The 16,295-nt window shown below is 67.3% G+C and carries 12 protein-coding genes; 8 read left to right on the plus strand and 4 right to left on the minus strand.

The annotated features are described in order from the left end of the window. Positions 1-8: 8 nt before the first annotated feature. The 8 genes from sfnG to SLQ31_RS05885 all read left to right on the plus strand — a co-directional run bounded on the left by sfnG (position 9) and on the right by SLQ31_RS05885 (position 11,567). The gene (gene sfnG / locus SLQ31_RS05850) at positions 9-1,139 is read left to right on the plus strand and encodes a dimethylsulfone monooxygenase SfnG (RefSeq protein ID WP_319430453.1); all 1,131 of its coding nucleotides are present in this window, start codon (positions 9-11) and stop codon (positions 1,137-1,139) included. Positions 1,140-1,308: 169 nt separating this feature from the next. After that, a complete protein-coding gene (locus SLQ31_RS05855; protein WP_319430455.1) occupies positions 1,309-2,121 on the plus strand; it encodes a DUF5336 domain-containing protein in 813 nt (270 codons plus the stop codon). 49 nt (positions 2,122-2,170) lie between these two features. Next, positions 2,171-3,604 carry a DUF6350 family protein gene (locus tag SLQ31_RS05860; protein ID WP_319430457.1) on the plus strand — a complete coding sequence of 478 codons (1,434 nt, stop codon included), beginning with the start codon at positions 2,171-2,173 and terminating at the stop codon, positions 3,602-3,604. A gap of 30 nt (positions 3,605-3,634) precedes the next feature. Next, positions 3,635-4,264, plus strand: a complete 630-nt coding sequence (gene purN / locus SLQ31_RS05865; RefSeq protein ID WP_319430459.1) for a phosphoribosylglycinamide formyltransferase — start codon at positions 3,635-3,637, stop codon at positions 4,262-4,264. Beyond that, entirely contained in the window at positions 4,261-5,844 is a 1,584-nt protein-coding gene (purH, locus tag SLQ31_RS05870; RefSeq protein ID WP_319430461.1) for a bifunctional phosphoribosylaminoimidazolecarboxamide formyltransferase/IMP cyclohydrolase, read from the plus strand. The genes purN and purH overlap by 4 nt, the downstream gene beginning before the upstream one ends. Positions 5,845-5,908: 64 nt before the next feature. Beyond that, positions 5,909-7,291: a sigma 54-interacting transcriptional regulator gene (locus SLQ31_RS05875; RefSeq protein WP_319430462.1), complete on the plus strand. Its 1,383-nt coding sequence runs from the start codon at positions 5,909-5,911 to the stop codon at positions 7,289-7,291. Beyond that, the gene (locus SLQ31_RS05880) at positions 7,284-9,275 is read left to right on the plus strand and encodes a VWA domain-containing protein (protein ID WP_319430464.1); all 1,992 of its coding nucleotides are present in this window, start codon (positions 7,284-7,286) and stop codon (positions 9,273-9,275) included. The genes SLQ31_RS05875 and SLQ31_RS05880 overlap by 8 nt, the downstream gene beginning before the upstream one ends. A 402-nt stretch (positions 9,276-9,677) precedes the next feature. Then, entirely contained in the window at positions 9,678-11,567 is a 1,890-nt protein-coding gene (locus SLQ31_RS05885; protein WP_319430466.1) for a hypothetical protein, read from the plus strand. A 91-nt stretch (positions 11,568-11,658) separates the two neighbouring features. Here SLQ31_RS05885 and SLQ31_RS05890 read toward each other — a convergent pair whose 3' ends face one another. From SLQ31_RS05890 to SLQ31_RS05905, 4 genes are all read right to left on the minus strand, one after another. Next, the gene (locus tag SLQ31_RS05890) at positions 11,659-12,258 is read right to left on the minus strand and encodes a DUF1707 domain-containing protein (RefSeq protein ID WP_319430468.1); all 600 of its coding nucleotides are present in this window, start codon (positions 12,256-12,258) and stop codon (positions 11,659-11,661) included. Positions 12,259-12,322: 64 nt separating this feature from the next. Then, positions 12,323-13,090 (minus strand): enoyl-CoA hydratase family protein, encoded by a 768-nt coding sequence (locus SLQ31_RS05895; RefSeq protein WP_319430470.1) that lies wholly within the window; start codon positions 13,088-13,090, stop codon positions 12,323-12,325. Positions 13,091-13,125: 35 nt separating this feature from the next. Beyond that, positions 13,126-14,295: an acyl-CoA dehydrogenase gene (locus SLQ31_RS05900; RefSeq protein WP_319432865.1), complete on the minus strand. Its 1,170-nt coding sequence runs from the start codon at positions 14,293-14,295 to the stop codon at positions 13,126-13,128. 5 nt (positions 14,296-14,300) lie between these two features. Beyond that, positions 14,301-16,292 (minus strand): biotin carboxylase N-terminal domain-containing protein, encoded by a 1,992-nt coding sequence (locus SLQ31_RS05905; protein WP_319430472.1) that lies wholly within the window; start codon positions 16,290-16,292, stop codon positions 14,301-14,303. Positions 16,293-16,295 lie beyond the last annotated feature (3 nt).

Here is a 16,295-nt window from a genome sequence, read left to right on the forward strand (position 1 = left end):
GGGCGAACATGACGACCGAACGCATCGCCGACCAAGTGAAATTTGCTTACTGGGTCCCCAACGTCAGTGGCGGTCTGGTGACCAGCACCATCGAGCAGCGCACGGACTGGAACTACGACTACAACGTCAAGCTTGCGCAGACCGCCGAGAACAACGGCTTCGAGTACGCACTGTCCCAGGTCCGCTACGAGGCCAGCTACGGCGCCGAGTTCCAGCACGAGTCCACCAGCTTCTCGCTGGCACTACTGCTGGCCACCCAGCGCCTCAAACTCATCGCGGCCGTCCACCCGGGCTTGTGGCAGCCCGGGGTCCTGGCCAAGCTCGGCGCCACCGCCGACCACCTTTCCGGCGGCCGCTTCGCCGTCAACGTGGTCTCCGGCTGGTTCAAAGACGAGTTCACCCACCTGGGGGAACCGTGGCTCGAGCACGACGAGCGCTATCGGCGCACCGCCGAATTCCTGCAGGTGCTGCGCAAGATCTGGACCGAGGACGACGTGGATTTCCGCGGCGACTTCTATCGCATTCACGACTTCACCCTCAAGCCCAAGCCGTTGAACACACCGCAGCGGCCCAACCCGGAGATCTTCCAGGGCGGCAACTCCACCGCCGCGCGGCGCAACGGCGGCCGTTACGCCGACTGGTACTTCTCCAACGGCAAGGATTTCGACGGGGTCACCGAACAGCTCGTCGAGGTTCGCGACCACGCCCGTGACGCGGGCCGGGAAGTCAACTTCGGGCTCAACGGGTTCATCATCGCCAGGGACACAGAGAAAGAAGCGAAAGAAGTCCTCAAAGAAATCATCGCCAAGGCCAATCGGCCCGCGGTCGAGGGCTTCCACGCCGCGGTGCAACAGGCCGGCAGTTCCACCGGCGACAAGCGCGGCATGTGGGCCGACTCGACGTTTGAGGATCTGGTCCAGTACAACGACGGATTCCGAACTCAGCTGATCGGCACACCCGAGCAGATCGCCGAGCGCATCTCGGCCTACCGCAAACGCGGTGTGGACCTCATCCTCGGCGGCTTCCTGCACTTTCAAGAGGAGATCGAGTACTTCGGTGCCCGCGTGCTGCCGCTCGTGCGCGAAATCGAAGCTGGCGAAAGCGATTCGATCGGGGCGCCGCTTCAGGCATCCGCCTGACTCGTGACGGCCCGTTGCCAACTGCCTGTGTGACACGCCGATGGTCGCGGTCGCCACGGCGGCGTGCGCTAGCGTGGTGGGCGAACCGGGCCTGCGGGTCCGTTCGCGAGCCACAACCGACGCAGCGCCGCGGGGGACGCGCCGGCGTGACAAGGCTGAAGGAGAGGCAATGACTTACCCGCCCACCAACCCGGGCTATCCACCGTCGCAGCAGCCACCCGGTCCTTACGGTGCGCCCGCGCCGTCGTTCGCACCTGCTGACGCTGGACCGAGCAAGCTGCCGCAGTACCTGAACGTCGCCGTTGTCGTGCTGGGCCTGGCGGCCTACTTGGCCAGCTTCGGGCCGATTCTCACGATCAAGGCCGAGCTTGGCCCCTTCGGCGGTGCCGAGCTCAGTGGCGGTGGTGGCGGCTACCCGGTCCTCGCGACACTCGTCGCGGCGCTTTTGGCGGCGGCCGCCCTGCTGCCCAAGGCCAGGGATTACGGCGGCGTCATCGCGGCCGCATCCGGCGTCGCGCTGTTGACGGCGATCGCCCAGGTGGTCGGAAAGCCGACCGGTTTCACCGTTGGTTGGGGACTGTGGGTGATGATCGCCTTCACCCTGTTGCAGACGATCGCGGCGGTGGCGGCGCTGCTGCTGGAAGCCGGGATCATCACTGCTCCGGTGCCTCGGCCCCGCTACGAACAGTTCGGTCAATACGGCCCGCCCCCCGGCGGCTACTACGGCCAGCCCGGCCCCCAGGGCCCGCCGCAGGGATTTCCGCCCCGGCCGGGTTACCCCTCGCAGTACGGCGGCGGCTATGCGTCGGGTCCGTCGACCGGCGGGTTCGGTGGGCTCGGTGCGCAGAGTGGTCCGCCCACTCCGCCGACCGGTTTCCCGAGCTTCAGCCCCCCGCCGCCGTCCGGCCAGCAGCCCCCCGCGCAGCCGGATCAACCGCAGGCGCCGTCATCGTCGCCGTCATCGGGTCCCACCCCGTCGTAACCGGGCGCTCGTCGCGCTGCATGTCTGACTGGCGCGACGAGTGACACGGATGGAGGACAAGCGACCAGTCGGGGCGCGCCAGGCACGTGACCTGGTTCGGGTCGCGTTCGGCCCGTCGTTGGTGGCGCTGGTGGTCATCGCCGCGGTGACACTGCTGCAGTTGGTCATCGCCAACAGCGATATGACCGGCACCCTCGGTGCCATCGCCAGCATGTGGCTGGCCGTGCACCAGGTGCCCATCTCGATCGCCGGCCACCAGTTGGCGGTTCTGCCGCTGCTGCCCGTGCTGCTGATGATCTGGGGCACTGCCCGCACCACCGCGCGGGCGACCTCCCCGCGGGCCTCCTGGTTCGTGACCCGCTGGATCGTCGCCTCGGCCCTTGGCGGTCCGATGCTGTTCGCCGCGATCGCACTGGCCGTGATCCACGACGCCTCATCGGTGATCACCGAATTGCAGACGCCCAGCGCACTGCGCGCGTTCTCCGGCGTGCTGGCCGTGCACGGCATCGGTGCGCTGATCGGCGTGGGGTCACAGGTCGGGTGGCGCGCGCTGCGCGCCCTGCGGCTGCCGCTCTGGCTCGGCGATACCGTTCGCGCCGCGACCGCGGGACTGCTGGCGCTGCTGGGGCTGTCCGGTGCGGTCACTGCGGTATCGCTGGTTGTGCACTGGGGCACCATGCACGAGCTGTACGCGGTGACGGACTCGCTGTTCGGTCAGCTCAGCCTCACGCTGTTGTCGGCGCTGTATGTGCCCAACGTGATCGTCGGGGCGTCGGCGATGGCGGTCGGCTCCAGCGCGCACATCGGCTTTGCGACCTTCAGTTCTTTCACGGTGTTCGGCGGGGACATCCCTGCGCTGCCGATCCTGGCTGCGGTACCGACGCCACCGCTGGGCCCGGTGTGGGTGGCGCTGCTGATCGTCGGCGCGGCCTCCGGGGTCGCGGTGGGTCAGCAGTGCGCGCGCCGGCCACTGCACTGGCCGGCCGCACTGGCCAAGCTCGCTGTCGCATCGCTGCTGGCGACCGTCACGATGGTCGTGCTGGGCTACGCCGGCGGCGGCCGGCTCGGCAACTTCGGCGACATCGGGGTGGACCAGAGCACGTTCGGGCCCGGGGTGTTCTTCTGGTTCTTTGCCGTCGGCACTGTCACGGTCGTGATGACCGGCGGCGTCCGGCGTCGCCCCAAGCGGGTGAAGCCACCCGAGCCGGTACTCGCGGAAGAAGTGGCCGAGCCTTCCTTCTTCGAGGACGGCGACTTCGAGGACGGCGAAGCGCTGACCACGCCCCTTCCCGACCTGGACGACGAGCCCGACGTTGCCGACGAGCCCGAGTCGCACACCGAGCCAGAACCCGAATCTGACCCCGAGCCTGAGCCGGTGCCGTCGGCGCCCCCACCGCCGGTTCGGCCCGCGCCCGACCTGGAGGACCTCGAAGACCTGATGATCGTCGACGACGACATCGAGACCGGGCCGCCCGAGCGTTGACCGCCCGTCGTTCCCGCTAGGCTCATCGCCGTGCAGCAACCCATCCACGTCCTCCCGAGCGCGCCGGCACGGCTCGTCGTCCTGGCGTCGGGGACCGGGTCGTTGCTGCGCTCACTGCTGACGGCCGCTGTGGGCGACTATCCCGCGCGCGTTGTCGCCGTCGGGGTGGATCGTGACTGCCCGGCCGTGGACATCGCCCAAGCCGCGTCGATCCCCACCTTTCGCGTGCGACTCAAGGATTACCCCGATCGCACCGACTGGGACGCCGCGATCACGGAAGCCACCGCAGCGCACAGCCCCGATCTCATCGTGTCCGCGGGTTTCATGAAAATACTTGGCCCAGAATTTCTTTCGCGTTTCCTTGGCCGCGTCGTCAACACCCATCCGGCGCTGCTACCGGCCTTTCCCGGCGCGCACGCCGTGCCCGATGCGCTGGCCTACGGGGTCAGGGTCACCGGCTGCACCGTGCACCTGGTGGATGCCGGCGTGGACACCGGCCCCATCGTCGCCCAGGCGGCGGTCGAGATTCGCGACGGTGACGACGAGGCTTCGTTGCATGAACGCATCAAAGTCGTCGAACGACGGCTGTTGGTGGATGTACTGGCGGCGCTCGCGACGCGCGGCGTGACCTGGAGTGGCAGAAAGGCGACCATAGGATGACCTCGGGGACATTGATCGGGAAGAGGCCGATCCGGCGAGCGCTGATCAGCGTGTATGACAAGAGCGGATTGATTCCGCTCGCTCAAGGTCTGCACGATGCGGGCGTGGACATCGTGTCGACCGGGTCGACCGCCAAAACCATTGCCGACAAGGGTATTCCGGTGACTCCAGTGGAGTCGGTCACCGGCTTCCCCGAGGTTCTCGACGGCCGGGTCAAGACGCTGCACCCGCACATCCACGCGGGTCTGCTCGCCGACACCCGCAACCCTGCGCACGTCCAGGCGCTCGAAGAGCTCAAGATCGCGGCGTTCGATCTCGTGGTGGTCAACCTCTACCCGTTCAGCGAGACGGTGGACTCGGGCGCCGAAGTCGACGAGTGCGTCGAGCAGATCGACATCGGCGGTCCCTCGATGGTGCGCGCGTCGGCCAAGAACCACGCCAGCGTGGCCGTGGTCGTCGATCCGCTCGGCTACGACGGTGTGCTGGCCGCGGTCCGGGCCGGCGGCTTCACCCTGGCCGAGCGACAGAAGCTGGCGGCGTTGGCTTTTCGGCACACCGCGGAGTACGACGTCGCGGTGGCCGGCTGGATGGGCTCAGTGCTGGCACCCGCAGAAGACGATGGGGCGGCATTCCTGCCGCGATGGTTCGGCCGCACCTGGCGGCGCACGTCGCAGCTGCGCTACGGCGAGAACCCGCATCAGCAGGCCGCGCTCTACAGCGATGACGGCGGCTGGCCGGGTCTGGCGCAGGCCGAGCAGCTGCACGGAAAAGAGATGTCCTACAACAACTTCACCGATGCCGATGCGGCCTGGCGGGCGGCGTTCGATCACGAGCAGACGTGCGTGGCGATCATCAAGCACGCCAATCCATGTGGCATCGCGATCTCGTCGGTGTCGGTAGCCGACGCGCACCGCAAGGCCCACGAATGCGATCCACTGAGCGCCTTCGGCGGAGTGATCGCCGCCAACGCCGAGGTCACCGTGGAGATGGCCGAGTTTGTTTCGGAGATCTTCACCGAGGTGATCATCGCGCCGGCGTACGAACCGGGCGCAGTGGAAATCCTGGCCCGTAAGAAGAACATTCGCGTGCTGGTCGCGTCCGAGCCGCCGGTCGACGGAACCGAGATGCGACAGATCAGCGGCGGTCTGTTGATGCAGGAGCGCGACACCATCAACGCGCCCGGGGACGATCCGGCCAACTGGACCCTGGCCACCGGAACGCCGGCGGATGAGGCAACCCTGTCCGACCTGCAGTTCGCCTGGCGCACCTGCCGCGCGGTCAAGTCCAACGCGATCGTGGTTGCCGCCGACGGGGCGACCGTCGGTGTGGGCATGGGCCAGGTCAATCGGGTTGATGCGGCCCGGCTTGCGGTGGAGCGCGGCGGTGAGCGCGTTCGCGGTGCAGTCGCGGCCAGCGACGCCTTCTTCCCGTTCCCTGACGGCCTGGAGACGCTGACGGCGGCCGGGGTCAAGGCCGTCGTGCATCCCGGTGGTTCGGTGCGCGATGACCTGGTCACCGAAGCCGCCGCCAAGGCCGGTGTCACCCTCTATCTCACCGGGGCTCGCCACTTCGCGCATTGAGTCCTAAATGGCGTTGCGCTGACCGCGTAATGCCGTCATGGCACGGCAGTCGTAGCGTGGAGAGGTGACTTCACCTGACAACCTCCCCCGCACTCTTGGCGATCTGCGCGCTTCCGGCCATCGGGAGCGCAGCGTCAAGCAGGAGATCCGGGAGAACCTCCTCACCGCGCTGGCTGCGGGAGACGACGTCTGGCCAGGCATTTTCGGGTTCGAGGACACCGTCTTGCCGCAGCTGGAGCGGGCCCTGATCGCCGGGCACGACTTCGTCCTGCTCGGTGAGCGCGGTCAGGGCAAGACCCGGCTGCTGCGTTCGTTGCAGAACCTGCTCGACGAGTGGACGCCGGTGATCGCGGAGTCGGAACTCGGTGAGCACCCGTACACCCCGATCACCCCGCAGTCGATCCGCAGGGCCGCCACGCTCGGCGACGACCTGCCGGTGGAGTGGCGGCACCGCAGTGCGCGCTACACCGAGAAGCTGGCCACCCCGGATACCAGCGTCGCGGACCTGGTCGGCGACATCGACCCGATCAAGGTCGCCGAAGGACGTTCCCTCGGTGATCCGGAAACCATCGCCTACGGCCTGATCCCGCGGTCGCACCGCGGCATCGTGGCCGTCAACGAGCTGCCCGACCTGGCCGAGCGCATTCAGGTGTCGATGCTCAACGTGATGGAGGAGCGCGACATCCAGGTGCGCGGTTACACGCTGCGGCTGCCGCTGGACGTGCTCGTGGTGGCCAGCGCCAACCCGGAGGACTACACCAACCGCGGACGCATCATCACCCCGCTGAAGGACCGGTTCGGCGCCGAAATCCGTACGCACTACCCGCGTGAACTCGACGCGGAGGTCGGCGTCATCACCCAGGAAGCGCACCTGTCCGCGCAGGTTCCGACCTACCTGATGCAAATTGTTGCCCGCTTCGCGCGCTACCTGCGTGAGTCCACCTCCGTCGACCAGCGTTCGGGAGTGTCTGCGCGGTTCGCGATCGCGGCCGCCGAGACCGTCGCGGCCTCGGCCCGTCATCGCGGCGCCGTGCTGGGCGAGGAGGACCCGGTGGCCAGGGTGGTCGACCTGGGCACCGTGATCGACGTGCTACGCGGCAAGCTGGAATTCGAGTCCGGCGAAGAGGGCCGCGAGCAGGCGGTGCTCGAGCACCTGCTGCGCCGTGCCACCGCCGATACCGCGCAGCGCGTGCTCGGCGGAATCGACGTCGGCCCGTTGGTATCCGCGGTCGAGGGCGGCTCGGCGGTGACGACCGGCGAGCAGGTGTCGGCCAAGGATGTGCTGGCCGCGCTGCCCGACTTGCCGGTGATCGAGGCGATTGCCACCCGACTGGAGGCAGAGACCGAAGGTGAACGCGCTGCGGCGCTCGAATTGGCGCTTGAGGCACTGTATTTGGCCAAGCGCATCGACAAGGTGACAGGAGAAGGCGAAACCGTCTATGGCTAAAGCTGACCGGGGACACGGGCACGACTCCCGGTATTCGGCCTACACCGGGGGCCCGGATCCACTTGCCCCACCGGTGGATCTGCGTGACGCGCTCGAGCAGATCGGGCAGGACGTCATGGAGGGCACCTCGCCGCGCCGGGCCTTGTCCGAGCTGTTGCGTCGCGGCACCAAAGACGCCAAGGGCGCCGACCGCCTCGCCGCCGAGGTCAACCGGCGCCGTCGAGAGCTGTTGAATCGCAACAACCTTGACGGCACTCTGCAAGAGATCAAACAACTGCTCGACGAGGCGGTGCTATCCGAGCGCAAGGAGCTGGCACGGGCACTCGACGACGACGCCCGGTTCGCCGAACTGCAGATCGAGGCGTTGTCGCCGTCGCCGGCCAAGGCCGTCCAGGAGTTGTCCGACTACAACTGGCGCAGCCCCGAGGCGCGCCAGAAGTACGAGCAGATCAAGGATCTGCTCGGCCGGGAGATGCTCGATCAGCGGTTCTCCGGGATGAAGCAGGCGCTGGAGAACGCCACCGACGAGGACCGGCAAGCCGTCAACGAGATGCTCGACGATCTCAACGACCTGCTGGACAAGCACTCTCGCGGCGAGGACAGCCCCGAGGACTTTCAGAATTTCATGCGCAAGCATGGCCAGCACTTCCCGGAGAATCCGAAGAACGTCGATGAGCTGCTGGACTCGCTGGCCAAGCGGTCCGCGGCGGCTCAGCGGTTCCGCAACAGCCTGAGCGCCGACCAGCGCGCCGAGCTGGATGCCTTGGCGCAGCAGGCATTCGGTTCGCCGTCACTGATGAATGCGCTCAACCGGCTGGACTCGCATCTGCAGGCGGCCCGGCCCGGCGAGGACTGGAACGGCTCGTCGGAGTTTTCCGGTGACAACCCGATGGGGATGGGGGAGGGGGCGCAAGCGCTCGCCGATATCGCCGAGCTCGAGCAGCTCGCCGACCAGTTGTCGCAGAGCTACGCCGGGGCCACCATGGAAGACGTCGATCTCGACGCGCTGGCTCGCCAGCTCGGCGATCAGGCCGCCATCGATGCGCGGACGCTGGCCGAGCTCGAGAAAGCCCTGATGAATCAGGGCTTTCTGGATCGCGGCTCGGACGGGCAGTGGCGGTTGTCGCCGAAGGCGATGCGGCAGCTCGGCCAAGCCGCTCTTCGCGATGTCGCCCAACAACTTTCGGGACGCCACGGCGAACGGGACACCCGTCGTGCCGGCGCAGCAGGCGAGTTGACCGGCGCGACCCGGCCCTGGGCATTCGGCGATACCGAGCCATGGAACGTCACCCGAACACTGACCAACGCGGTGCTGCGGCAAGCAGGCACCGACACCTTGGACGGGCCGCTCCGGATCACCGTCGATGACGTCGAGGTATCCGAGACCGAGACCCGCACCCAGGCGGCGGTGGCGCTCTTGGTCGATACCTCGTTCTCGATGGTGATGGAGAACCGGTGGCTGCCGATGAAGCAGACCGCGCTGGCGCTGAGCCATCTGGTGAGCACGCGGTTCCGGTCCGATGCACTGCAGATCGTCGCCTTCGGGCGCTACGCCCGGACCGTGACCGCAGCCGAGCTGACCGGCCTCGAGGGCGTCTACGAGCAGGGCACCAACCTGCACCACGCGCTGGCCCTGGCGGTGCAGCATCTGCGCCGTCATCCCAACGCCCAACCGGTGGTGCTCGTGGTCACCGACGGCGAGCCGACTGCGCACCTGGAGGATTTCGACGGCCAGGGCTCGTCGGTTTTCTTCGACTATCCGCCGCACCCGCGGACGATCGCGCACACCGTGCGCGGATTCGACGAGGTCGCCCGCCTCGGAGCGCAGGTGACGATCTTCCGCCTCGGAAACGATCCGGGTCTCGCCAAGTTCATCGATCAGGTTGCTCGACGGGTGGAGGGACGGGTAGTCGTTCCCGACCTCGACGGTCTGGGCGCGGCGGTCGTCGGCGACTACTTGGGGTCCCGTCGCCGCCGTCGCTGATGAGAAACTCTCAGGTAGTCAGCAAACCTTTACGCCACATGGTTCCCAGTGCGCCCGCGATTCGCCATGTCGAAGGGCCCGGCAAACCCATTGTTATTTGCGTCGACGTCATTCTTGGGGCGCGGCGCTAGCGAACACAGGCAACACACCGGTAACGCCAATGTTTCGCAGCCGTCAATTAGCTACTCGACACGCGTCAACGCTGCGTGAATGGTGTGACAGAAGCGAAGTACTTAAGTCCTCGAGTTCGGCCGTACCGCTTGCTGAAGGGCAAACAGCCCCTTAGTATCTATCAGGATCTTCTAAGATTGACATCAGCAAAGCAACGAGTTCGTCACGACCTGGACGAACATGCACTAGCAAGGGGAACTAGCAATGGCGTCAAGAACTCGGCCTTTCCTGATGACGGGCGCGGCTCTGGCCAGTGCCGCCGCCATCGTCGCCGCTTCACCGGCGATGCTTCCGACTCACGACCTCGCGGTGGGGGTGCCTACCCCGCTGCCGCTTTCGTCCGCCAAGTACGAACTGACGGCGCTGTCGGACATCACCATCAACGGCATCAACAACGCGTACTGGAACGGCTATGGCGGCTATGTCGGCTCGGCCGGTGGCAGTGGCAGCCCCGATCCGTACTTCCCGAACGTTGGCGGCGTTTTCGTCGGCGGCGCGGCGGGAGCCCTGTACTACCTGAGCGACAACATCCTCAACACCAACCTCGACAACTATTACTTCGAGATCGGCAACGCTTACAGCACGAACGCCTACGGCGGCCTCGGCCCGCTGTACGGCGGACTGGGCGCGGTGGCGTTGGTGGCCGCGAACGAGTACCTGGGGTCCGGGCCGGGCAGCCTGGTCTACATCGCGCAGAATTTCCCGGCGTACGTCAACACGCAGATCCTCGGCGTCACCTCGCTGGTTCCGACGGTCAATATCGGACCCGTTGTGGTGGGCGGCGGCATCCTGTCGAGCCTGTACTTCACCGGAGCCACTCCGGACTGGAACTACGACACCGGCACCGGCCGGTACAACTACGGCGGCACGGGACTGCCGGCGATCTGGGGCTACCTTTCGTCATCGCTGAACGGCACCGTGCCGGCGGCAAGCGCTGCCGCCGCTGCCGCGGCCGCCAAGCAGTCGGTCACGGGACTGGCTTCGGTCAATCAGACCGGCGGCTCGTTGATCGGATTCCTGGTCGGCAATGGCGCAAACGCCCAAGCCGGCTGCACCGGGTCCGCTTGCAACGGCGGTCACGGCGGCCTGCTGTGGGGTAACGGCGGCAATGGTCTCAACGGTGGCACGGGCGGCGACGCAGGCTTCTTCGGCGGTAATGGCGGCAATGGTGGTAACGGCCTCGATGCCACCGGAACCACCGCTGCCAACTATGTCGCCGCGACTGCCGGTGGTCAGGGCGGCAAGGGTGGACTGCTTGTCGGCAACGGCGGTGACGGCGGTAACGGCGGCGCTGACAACACGGACATCGAGGGTGTTTCGGCCGGTGCCGACGGCGGTGCCGGTGGCAACGGCGGCCTGTTGTCCGGCAACGGCGGCAAGGGCGGCAACGGTGGTCAAGCAACGGCGCCCACCAAGGGCAGTGCCGAGGGCGGCTACGGCGGCGCCGGCGGTTCCGGCGGCATCGTCGGTGCGGGTGGCGCCGGCGGTAACGGCGGAAAAGCCGAAGCCACAAGCGATGACACCGACGACTACGCGTCCGGCGGTTTCGCCGGTAACGGCGGCGGCTCCACATCCGGCCAGGGCGGACAGGGCGGCGTCGGCGGCGACGGCGTAGGCCACGACAAGGCTGCCGGCTACGGCGGACCCGGTGGCAACGGCGGCAGCTCGACCACGGGTACCGGTGGCAACGGCGGTGTCGGTGGCAACGGAACTGCGGTCGACGGTGACTCGGCCGGCGCGTATGGCGGTGACGGCGGCCACGTCATCATCGGCAAGGGTGGCAACGGCGCTGCCGGCGGTTCCAGCACGAAGCCCGGCGGCAGCACGACCGGCACCAACGTCGGCGGCGACGGTGGCTACGGCGGCAACGGTTCCTTCGGCTCGAAGGGCGGAAACGGCGCCAAGGGCGGCAACGCCATTGGTGGCGGAAAGGCGCCCGCCACAGGCCAGACCAACCCGGTCGGTGGCTTCGGCGGCGGAGCAGGTTCGGGTGGTCCCGGCGGCACCAACGGCACCGCCGGTGCGGACGGCACTCCCAGCCCGAGCTCAGGCGCTGCCGCGACAGGCGGCTCCAAGACGGCCGGCAAGACGACCACCAAGAAGGCGGCCGGCAAGAGCTGACCTCTTATCCCATCGAAATAACTGCGGCCCCTTCCAGATTGGAAGGGGCCGCAGTTATTTGGCTGATCCCGGGGCAGCCGCGGGGTTCGCGCTAGCGGGGCGGCTGCTCGGAGCTGCCGGGCTTGCGATTCTTGCGTTTGACTCCCACGCCACCCCACAACGAGAACCCCCGGATGGTGACCTTTGGCGCGCCTGGCGTACCGACACCGTCGACGTTGTGGTCAAAGCCGCCCATCACACCGATGCCGCGGACTTCCAGGTTGATCTCCGGCGGCAGCAGAATCGTCTGCCCGCCCATGATCGAGTACGCGTGGATTTCCACGGTGGCTGAGGTGAAGTCGGCGTAGCGCAGGTCGACAACGCCGCCGCCGAACAAGGTGAACGTGGTGATCCGGCCCGGAACGTTCCATCGGCCGCGCCGCTCGAAACCGCTCAAGATGGCCAGCAGTAGCGTCTTGGGCGCCGGTTTGGATGCGCCGCGCCGGTGCGAAGCGTCCGCTTCCGGCAAGTCCTCGGTGAGCCGATCCAATTCCTCGTAAGTTTGCGCGGCGTAGGCCTTCGCCAGCCGCTGCTCGTACTCTCCGAGTTGCAGACGTCCCTTGGCCGCGGCTTCGGTGAGCAGCTGAGCAACCTGGATGCGGTCGGTGTCAGCGGCTCGCGTCGTCGCGTCCCGTGGTGTCAAATTGCTCATCGCCTACGAGGGTACGACTCTGGAAGGCAACCGCAAGAGTGTTCGCTGATCTATCACAGTGGTGTTATCGCAGCCAGCGGGGCTGACGTTTCTCCAGGAACGCCAGCATCCCTTCCCGCGCTTCCTCCGAGACGAACAGCCGCGCCGATTCCATGGCCAGTCGTTCGGCATCGCGGTCGAATCCAGCCAGGACATCGGCCGTGGTCAGGGCTTTCGACGCGGCGAGCCCCTGGGGCGACCCCCGACCCAGGTCGGCCACGACTGTCGCCAGCGCAGAGTCGAGGTCGTCGGCGGCGATGGTGATCAGCCCGATCTCGGCGGCCGTCGCCGCGGTGAACGTCTCACCCGTGAGGTAGTAGCGGGCAGCCGCGCGCGGCGACATCTTGGGCAGCAGCGTCAGGGAGATGATGGCCGGCGCCACACCGATGCGCGCCTCGGTGAGCGCAAACGTGCTGCGCGGACCCGCGACCACGATGTCGCATGCCCCGACCAGACCCAGTCCGCCGGCCCGGACGTGGCCATCGATGGCGGCGACCACCGGTACCGGCGACTCGAGGATCGCGCGCAGCACAGTTGCCAGTTCGCGAGCCCGCGCCGCGGTGGTTTCCACGGGGTCTCCGTCGGCGGCTTCGCTCAGATCGGCGCCAGCGCAGAATGTGCCGCCGGTGTGCCCCAGCACCACCGTGCGCACCGCGGGATCGGCGGCTGCGTCCCGCAAACCGGAGTGCAGCTGCTCGACCAACCGAGTGGACAGCGCGTTGCGGTTGTGCGGTGAGTCCAGCGTCAGCCGGGCGACGTGACCGTCGACGGCATAGGTGACGAGGGTTGTCATGTCATTCCCCATGTCGCTTCGTTCCTGCCCGCCGCTCAGTACGACCGCGGCAGGCCCAGGGATGTCTGCGCGACGAAGTTCAGAATCATCTCGCGGCTCACCGGGGCGATGCGGGCCAGCCGTGAGGCGGTGATCATCGACGCGATGCCGTACTCCTTGGTCAGCCCGTTGCCGCCGAAGCATTGCACGGCCTGGTCGACAGCCCGGGTCGAGGCCTCGCCCGCGGCGTATTTGGCCATGTTCGCCGCCTCGGCGGCGCCGAAATCGTCGCCGTGGTCATAGAGCGTTGCCGCCTTCTGCATCATCAATCTGGCCAGCTCGATCTCGATGTGGTTTTGCGCCAGCGGATGGGCGATGCCCTGATGGGCGCCGATCGGCGTCTTCCACACCTGGCGTGTTTTGACGTAATCGGTCGCCTTGCTGATCGCGAAGCGTCCCACCCCGATCGCGTTGGCGGCGCCCATGATCCGTTCGGGATTCAGGCCCGCAAAGAGTTGTGCGATCGCGGCGTCCTCCGAACCCACCAGGGCATCGGCGGGCAGCCGGACGTCGTCGATGAACACCGAGAACTGGTTCTCCGGACTGACGATCTCCATGTCGATCTTGGTGAACGTGAAACCGGGGGTGTCGGTCGGCACGATGAACAGCGCGGGCTTCAGGTTGCCGGTCTTGGCATCTTCCATCCGGCCCACGACGAGCACCGCTTGAGCTTGGTCGACACCGGAGATGTACACCTTCTGACCGGACAGGATCCAGTCGCTGCCGTCTCGTCGCGCGGTGGTGGTGATGCGGTGCGAGTTCGATCCGGCGTCGGGTTCGGTGATGGCGAACGCCATGGTGATCGAGCCGTCGGCGATTCCGGGCAGCCAGCGCTGTTTCTGCTCGTCGGTGCCGAACTTGCTGATGATCGTGCCGTTGATGGCCGGTGACACGACCATCATCAGCAGGGAGCAGCCGCCTGCCGCCATCTCGTCCATGACCAGCGACAGCTCGTACATGCCGGCGCCGCCGCCACCGTATTCTTCGGGGAGGTTGACCCCGATGAAGCCGAGTTTTCCTGCCTCGGACCACAATTCGTCGGTGTACTCACCGGCACGCGCCTTCGCCAGATAGTATTCCTGGCCGTAGCTCGACGCCAGCGCCGAGACCGCCTTGCGCAACTCTTGCCGTTCGGCGCTCTCGATGAAGCCGGTGTCGCTGTTCAAGACGGTCACAGTTCTCCTTCTGTCTTGTTTTCGTTCTCTACCCGGGCAAGGACTGTCCCCACGTCGACCTGCTGGCCGACCTGGACGTCGAGTTGGGTCACCACGCCGTCGGCGGGTGCGGTGATGGTGTGTTCCATCTTCATCGCTTCCAGCCACACCAGCGGCTGGCCGAACGTCACGGTGTCGCCCAGTGCCGCGCCGAGCCGGATCACCGCGCCGGGCATGGGTGCCAGTAGCGAACCCTTCTCGACGGTCGAGCCCGGCTCGGGAAAGCGCGCCACGGCGGTCAAGGCGACAGGGCCCAGGGGCGAGTCGACGAAAACCTCGGTGCCGTAACGGCTTACCTCGAACGCCGAGGCCACCCCACTGACGGCGAGCACCACCTGCTCCGGCCGCGCCGACACCAGCGTCACGCCCTCGTCGTCGGGCAGCACCAGGCCGTCGCGGGTGAACCGATACGCGACGCGGTGCTCGTGTTCGGCCGCGTCGAGGTAGGTCTTGTGCTGATTGTCCGACACGACATTGCGCCAGCCGCTCGGTATCTCGCCCATCACCGTGGCAGCGGCGCGGTTGTGGGCGGCGTCGGCCAGGGCGGCGGCCACTGCCGCCAGTCGGGTCGTGCGGTCATCGGCCAGCGGGCGGGCCAACTCCGCCAACCCGTGAGTGTCGAAGAACGCGGTGTCGGTGGCGCCATCCAGAAACGCTTGGTGCCGTAGGACGTTGACCAACAGATCACGATTGGTGCGAATACCGTGCACGCGGGTACGGGCCAGCGCATCGGCGAGCACCTGTGCCGCGCGCCGCCGGGTCGGCGCGTACGAGATCACCTTGGCCAGCATCGGGTCATAGTGAATCGATACCGTCGACGAGTCGCCGATTCCGGAGTCCAGCCGGATACCGGTACCGGTGAACAAGCCGAAAGATGTTCCTGCGCCGGGCACCTCGAAGCGATGGATGTGGCCGGCCTGGGGTTGCCAATGCCGGGCCGGGTCTTCGGCGTAGATCCGTGCCTCGATGGAGTGCCCGCGGGCCGGCGGTGGCTCGGGATCGAGTCGCTGGCCGTCGGCCACCGCAAGCTGGAGCTCGACCAGATCCAAACCGGTGGTGAGTTCGGTGACGGGGTGCTCGACCTGCAGTCGGGTGTTCATCTCGAGGAAGTAGAACTCGCCGTCGTCGCCGGCGAGGAACTCCACCGTGCCCGCCCCGGTGTAGCCGATTGCCCCTGCGGCCAGGCGAGCCGCCGCAAACAGCCTCTCCCGCATGCCCGCAACGCGTTCAACCAGGGGCGAGGGTGCTTCCTCGATGATCTTCTGGTGTCGGCGTTGGATGGAGCACTCCCGCTCACCGACCGCCCAGACCGTGCCGTGCTCGTCGGCGAGCACCTGCACCTCGACGTGGTGGCCGGTGGGAAGGTACCGCTCGCAGAACACCGTCGGGTCGCCGAACGCCGACTGGGCCTCTCGGCTGGCGGCCTGCACCTCGCCGGGCAGCTCGGATAACTCGGTCACCACCCGCATGCCGCGTCCACCGCCACCGGCCGACGCCTTCACGAGCACCGGCAGCTGTGCTTGGCTGACCGTCGCCGGGTCGAGTTCGTCGAGCACCGGAACCCCGGCGGCGGCCATCATCTTCTTGGCTTCGATCTTGGAGCCCATCGATGCGACGGCGGCGACCGGCGGCCCGATCCACGTCAGTCCGGCGTCGAAAACGGCTTTGGCGAAATCGGGGTTCTCGGAAAGGAATCCGTAGCCGGGGTGGATGGCATCGGCGTTGGAGGCCTTTGCCGCGGCGATCAGCTGGGTTGCGTCGAGGTAACCGAGGTTGCCGTCGAGGCGTACCCGGGCGTCGGCCTCGGTGACGTGGGGGGACTGTGCGTCGGGGTCGGTGTACACGGCCACCGTGGCGATTCCGAGGCGGCGGCAGGTGGCGAAGACGCGGCGCGCGATCTCGCCACGATTGGCAACGAGAACTCGACTGATGCTGGATTGGCTGCTCATCGG

The organism is Mycobacterium sp. RTGN5 (genome assembly GCF_033804465.1).
In the GTDB taxonomy this organism is placed as follows: domain Bacteria; phylum Actinomycetota; class Actinomycetes; order Mycobacteriales; family Mycobacteriaceae; genus Mycobacterium.

Excerpts from the sequence above, each read along its gene's own strand:
- sfnG (WP_319430453.1), top strand. The coding sequence starts at position 9 with ATGACGACCGAACGCATCGCCGACCAAGTGAAATTTGCTTACTGGGTC.
- SLQ31_RS05880 (WP_319430464.1), top strand. The coding sequence starts at position 7,284 with ATGGCTAAAGCTGACCGGGGACACGGGCACGACTCCCGGTATTCGGCC.
- SLQ31_RS05885 (WP_319430466.1), top strand. The coding sequence starts at position 9,678 with ATGACGGGCGCGGCTCTGGCCAGTGCCGCCGCCATCGTCGCCGCTTCA.
- SLQ31_RS05905 (WP_319430472.1), bottom strand. The coding sequence starts at position 16,292 with ATGAGCAGCCAATCCAGCATCAGTCGAGTTCTCGTTGCCAATCGTGGC.
- SLQ31_RS05855 (WP_319430455.1), top strand. The coding sequence starts at position 1,309 with ATGACTTACCCGCCCACCAACCCGGGCTATCCACCGTCGCAGCAGCCA.
- purH (WP_319430461.1), top strand. The coding sequence starts at position 4,261 with ATGACCTCGGGGACATTGATCGGGAAGAGGCCGATCCGGCGAGCGCTG.
- SLQ31_RS05895 (WP_319430470.1), bottom strand. The coding sequence starts at position 13,090 with ATGACAACCCTCGTCACCTATGCCGTCGACGGTCACGTCGCCCGGCTG.
- SLQ31_RS05860 (WP_319430457.1), top strand. The coding sequence starts at position 2,171 with ATGGAGGACAAGCGACCAGTCGGGGCGCGCCAGGCACGTGACCTGGTT.
- SLQ31_RS05890 (WP_319430468.1), bottom strand. The coding sequence starts at position 12,258 with ATGAGCAATTTGACACCACGGGACGCGACGACGCGAGCCGCTGACACC.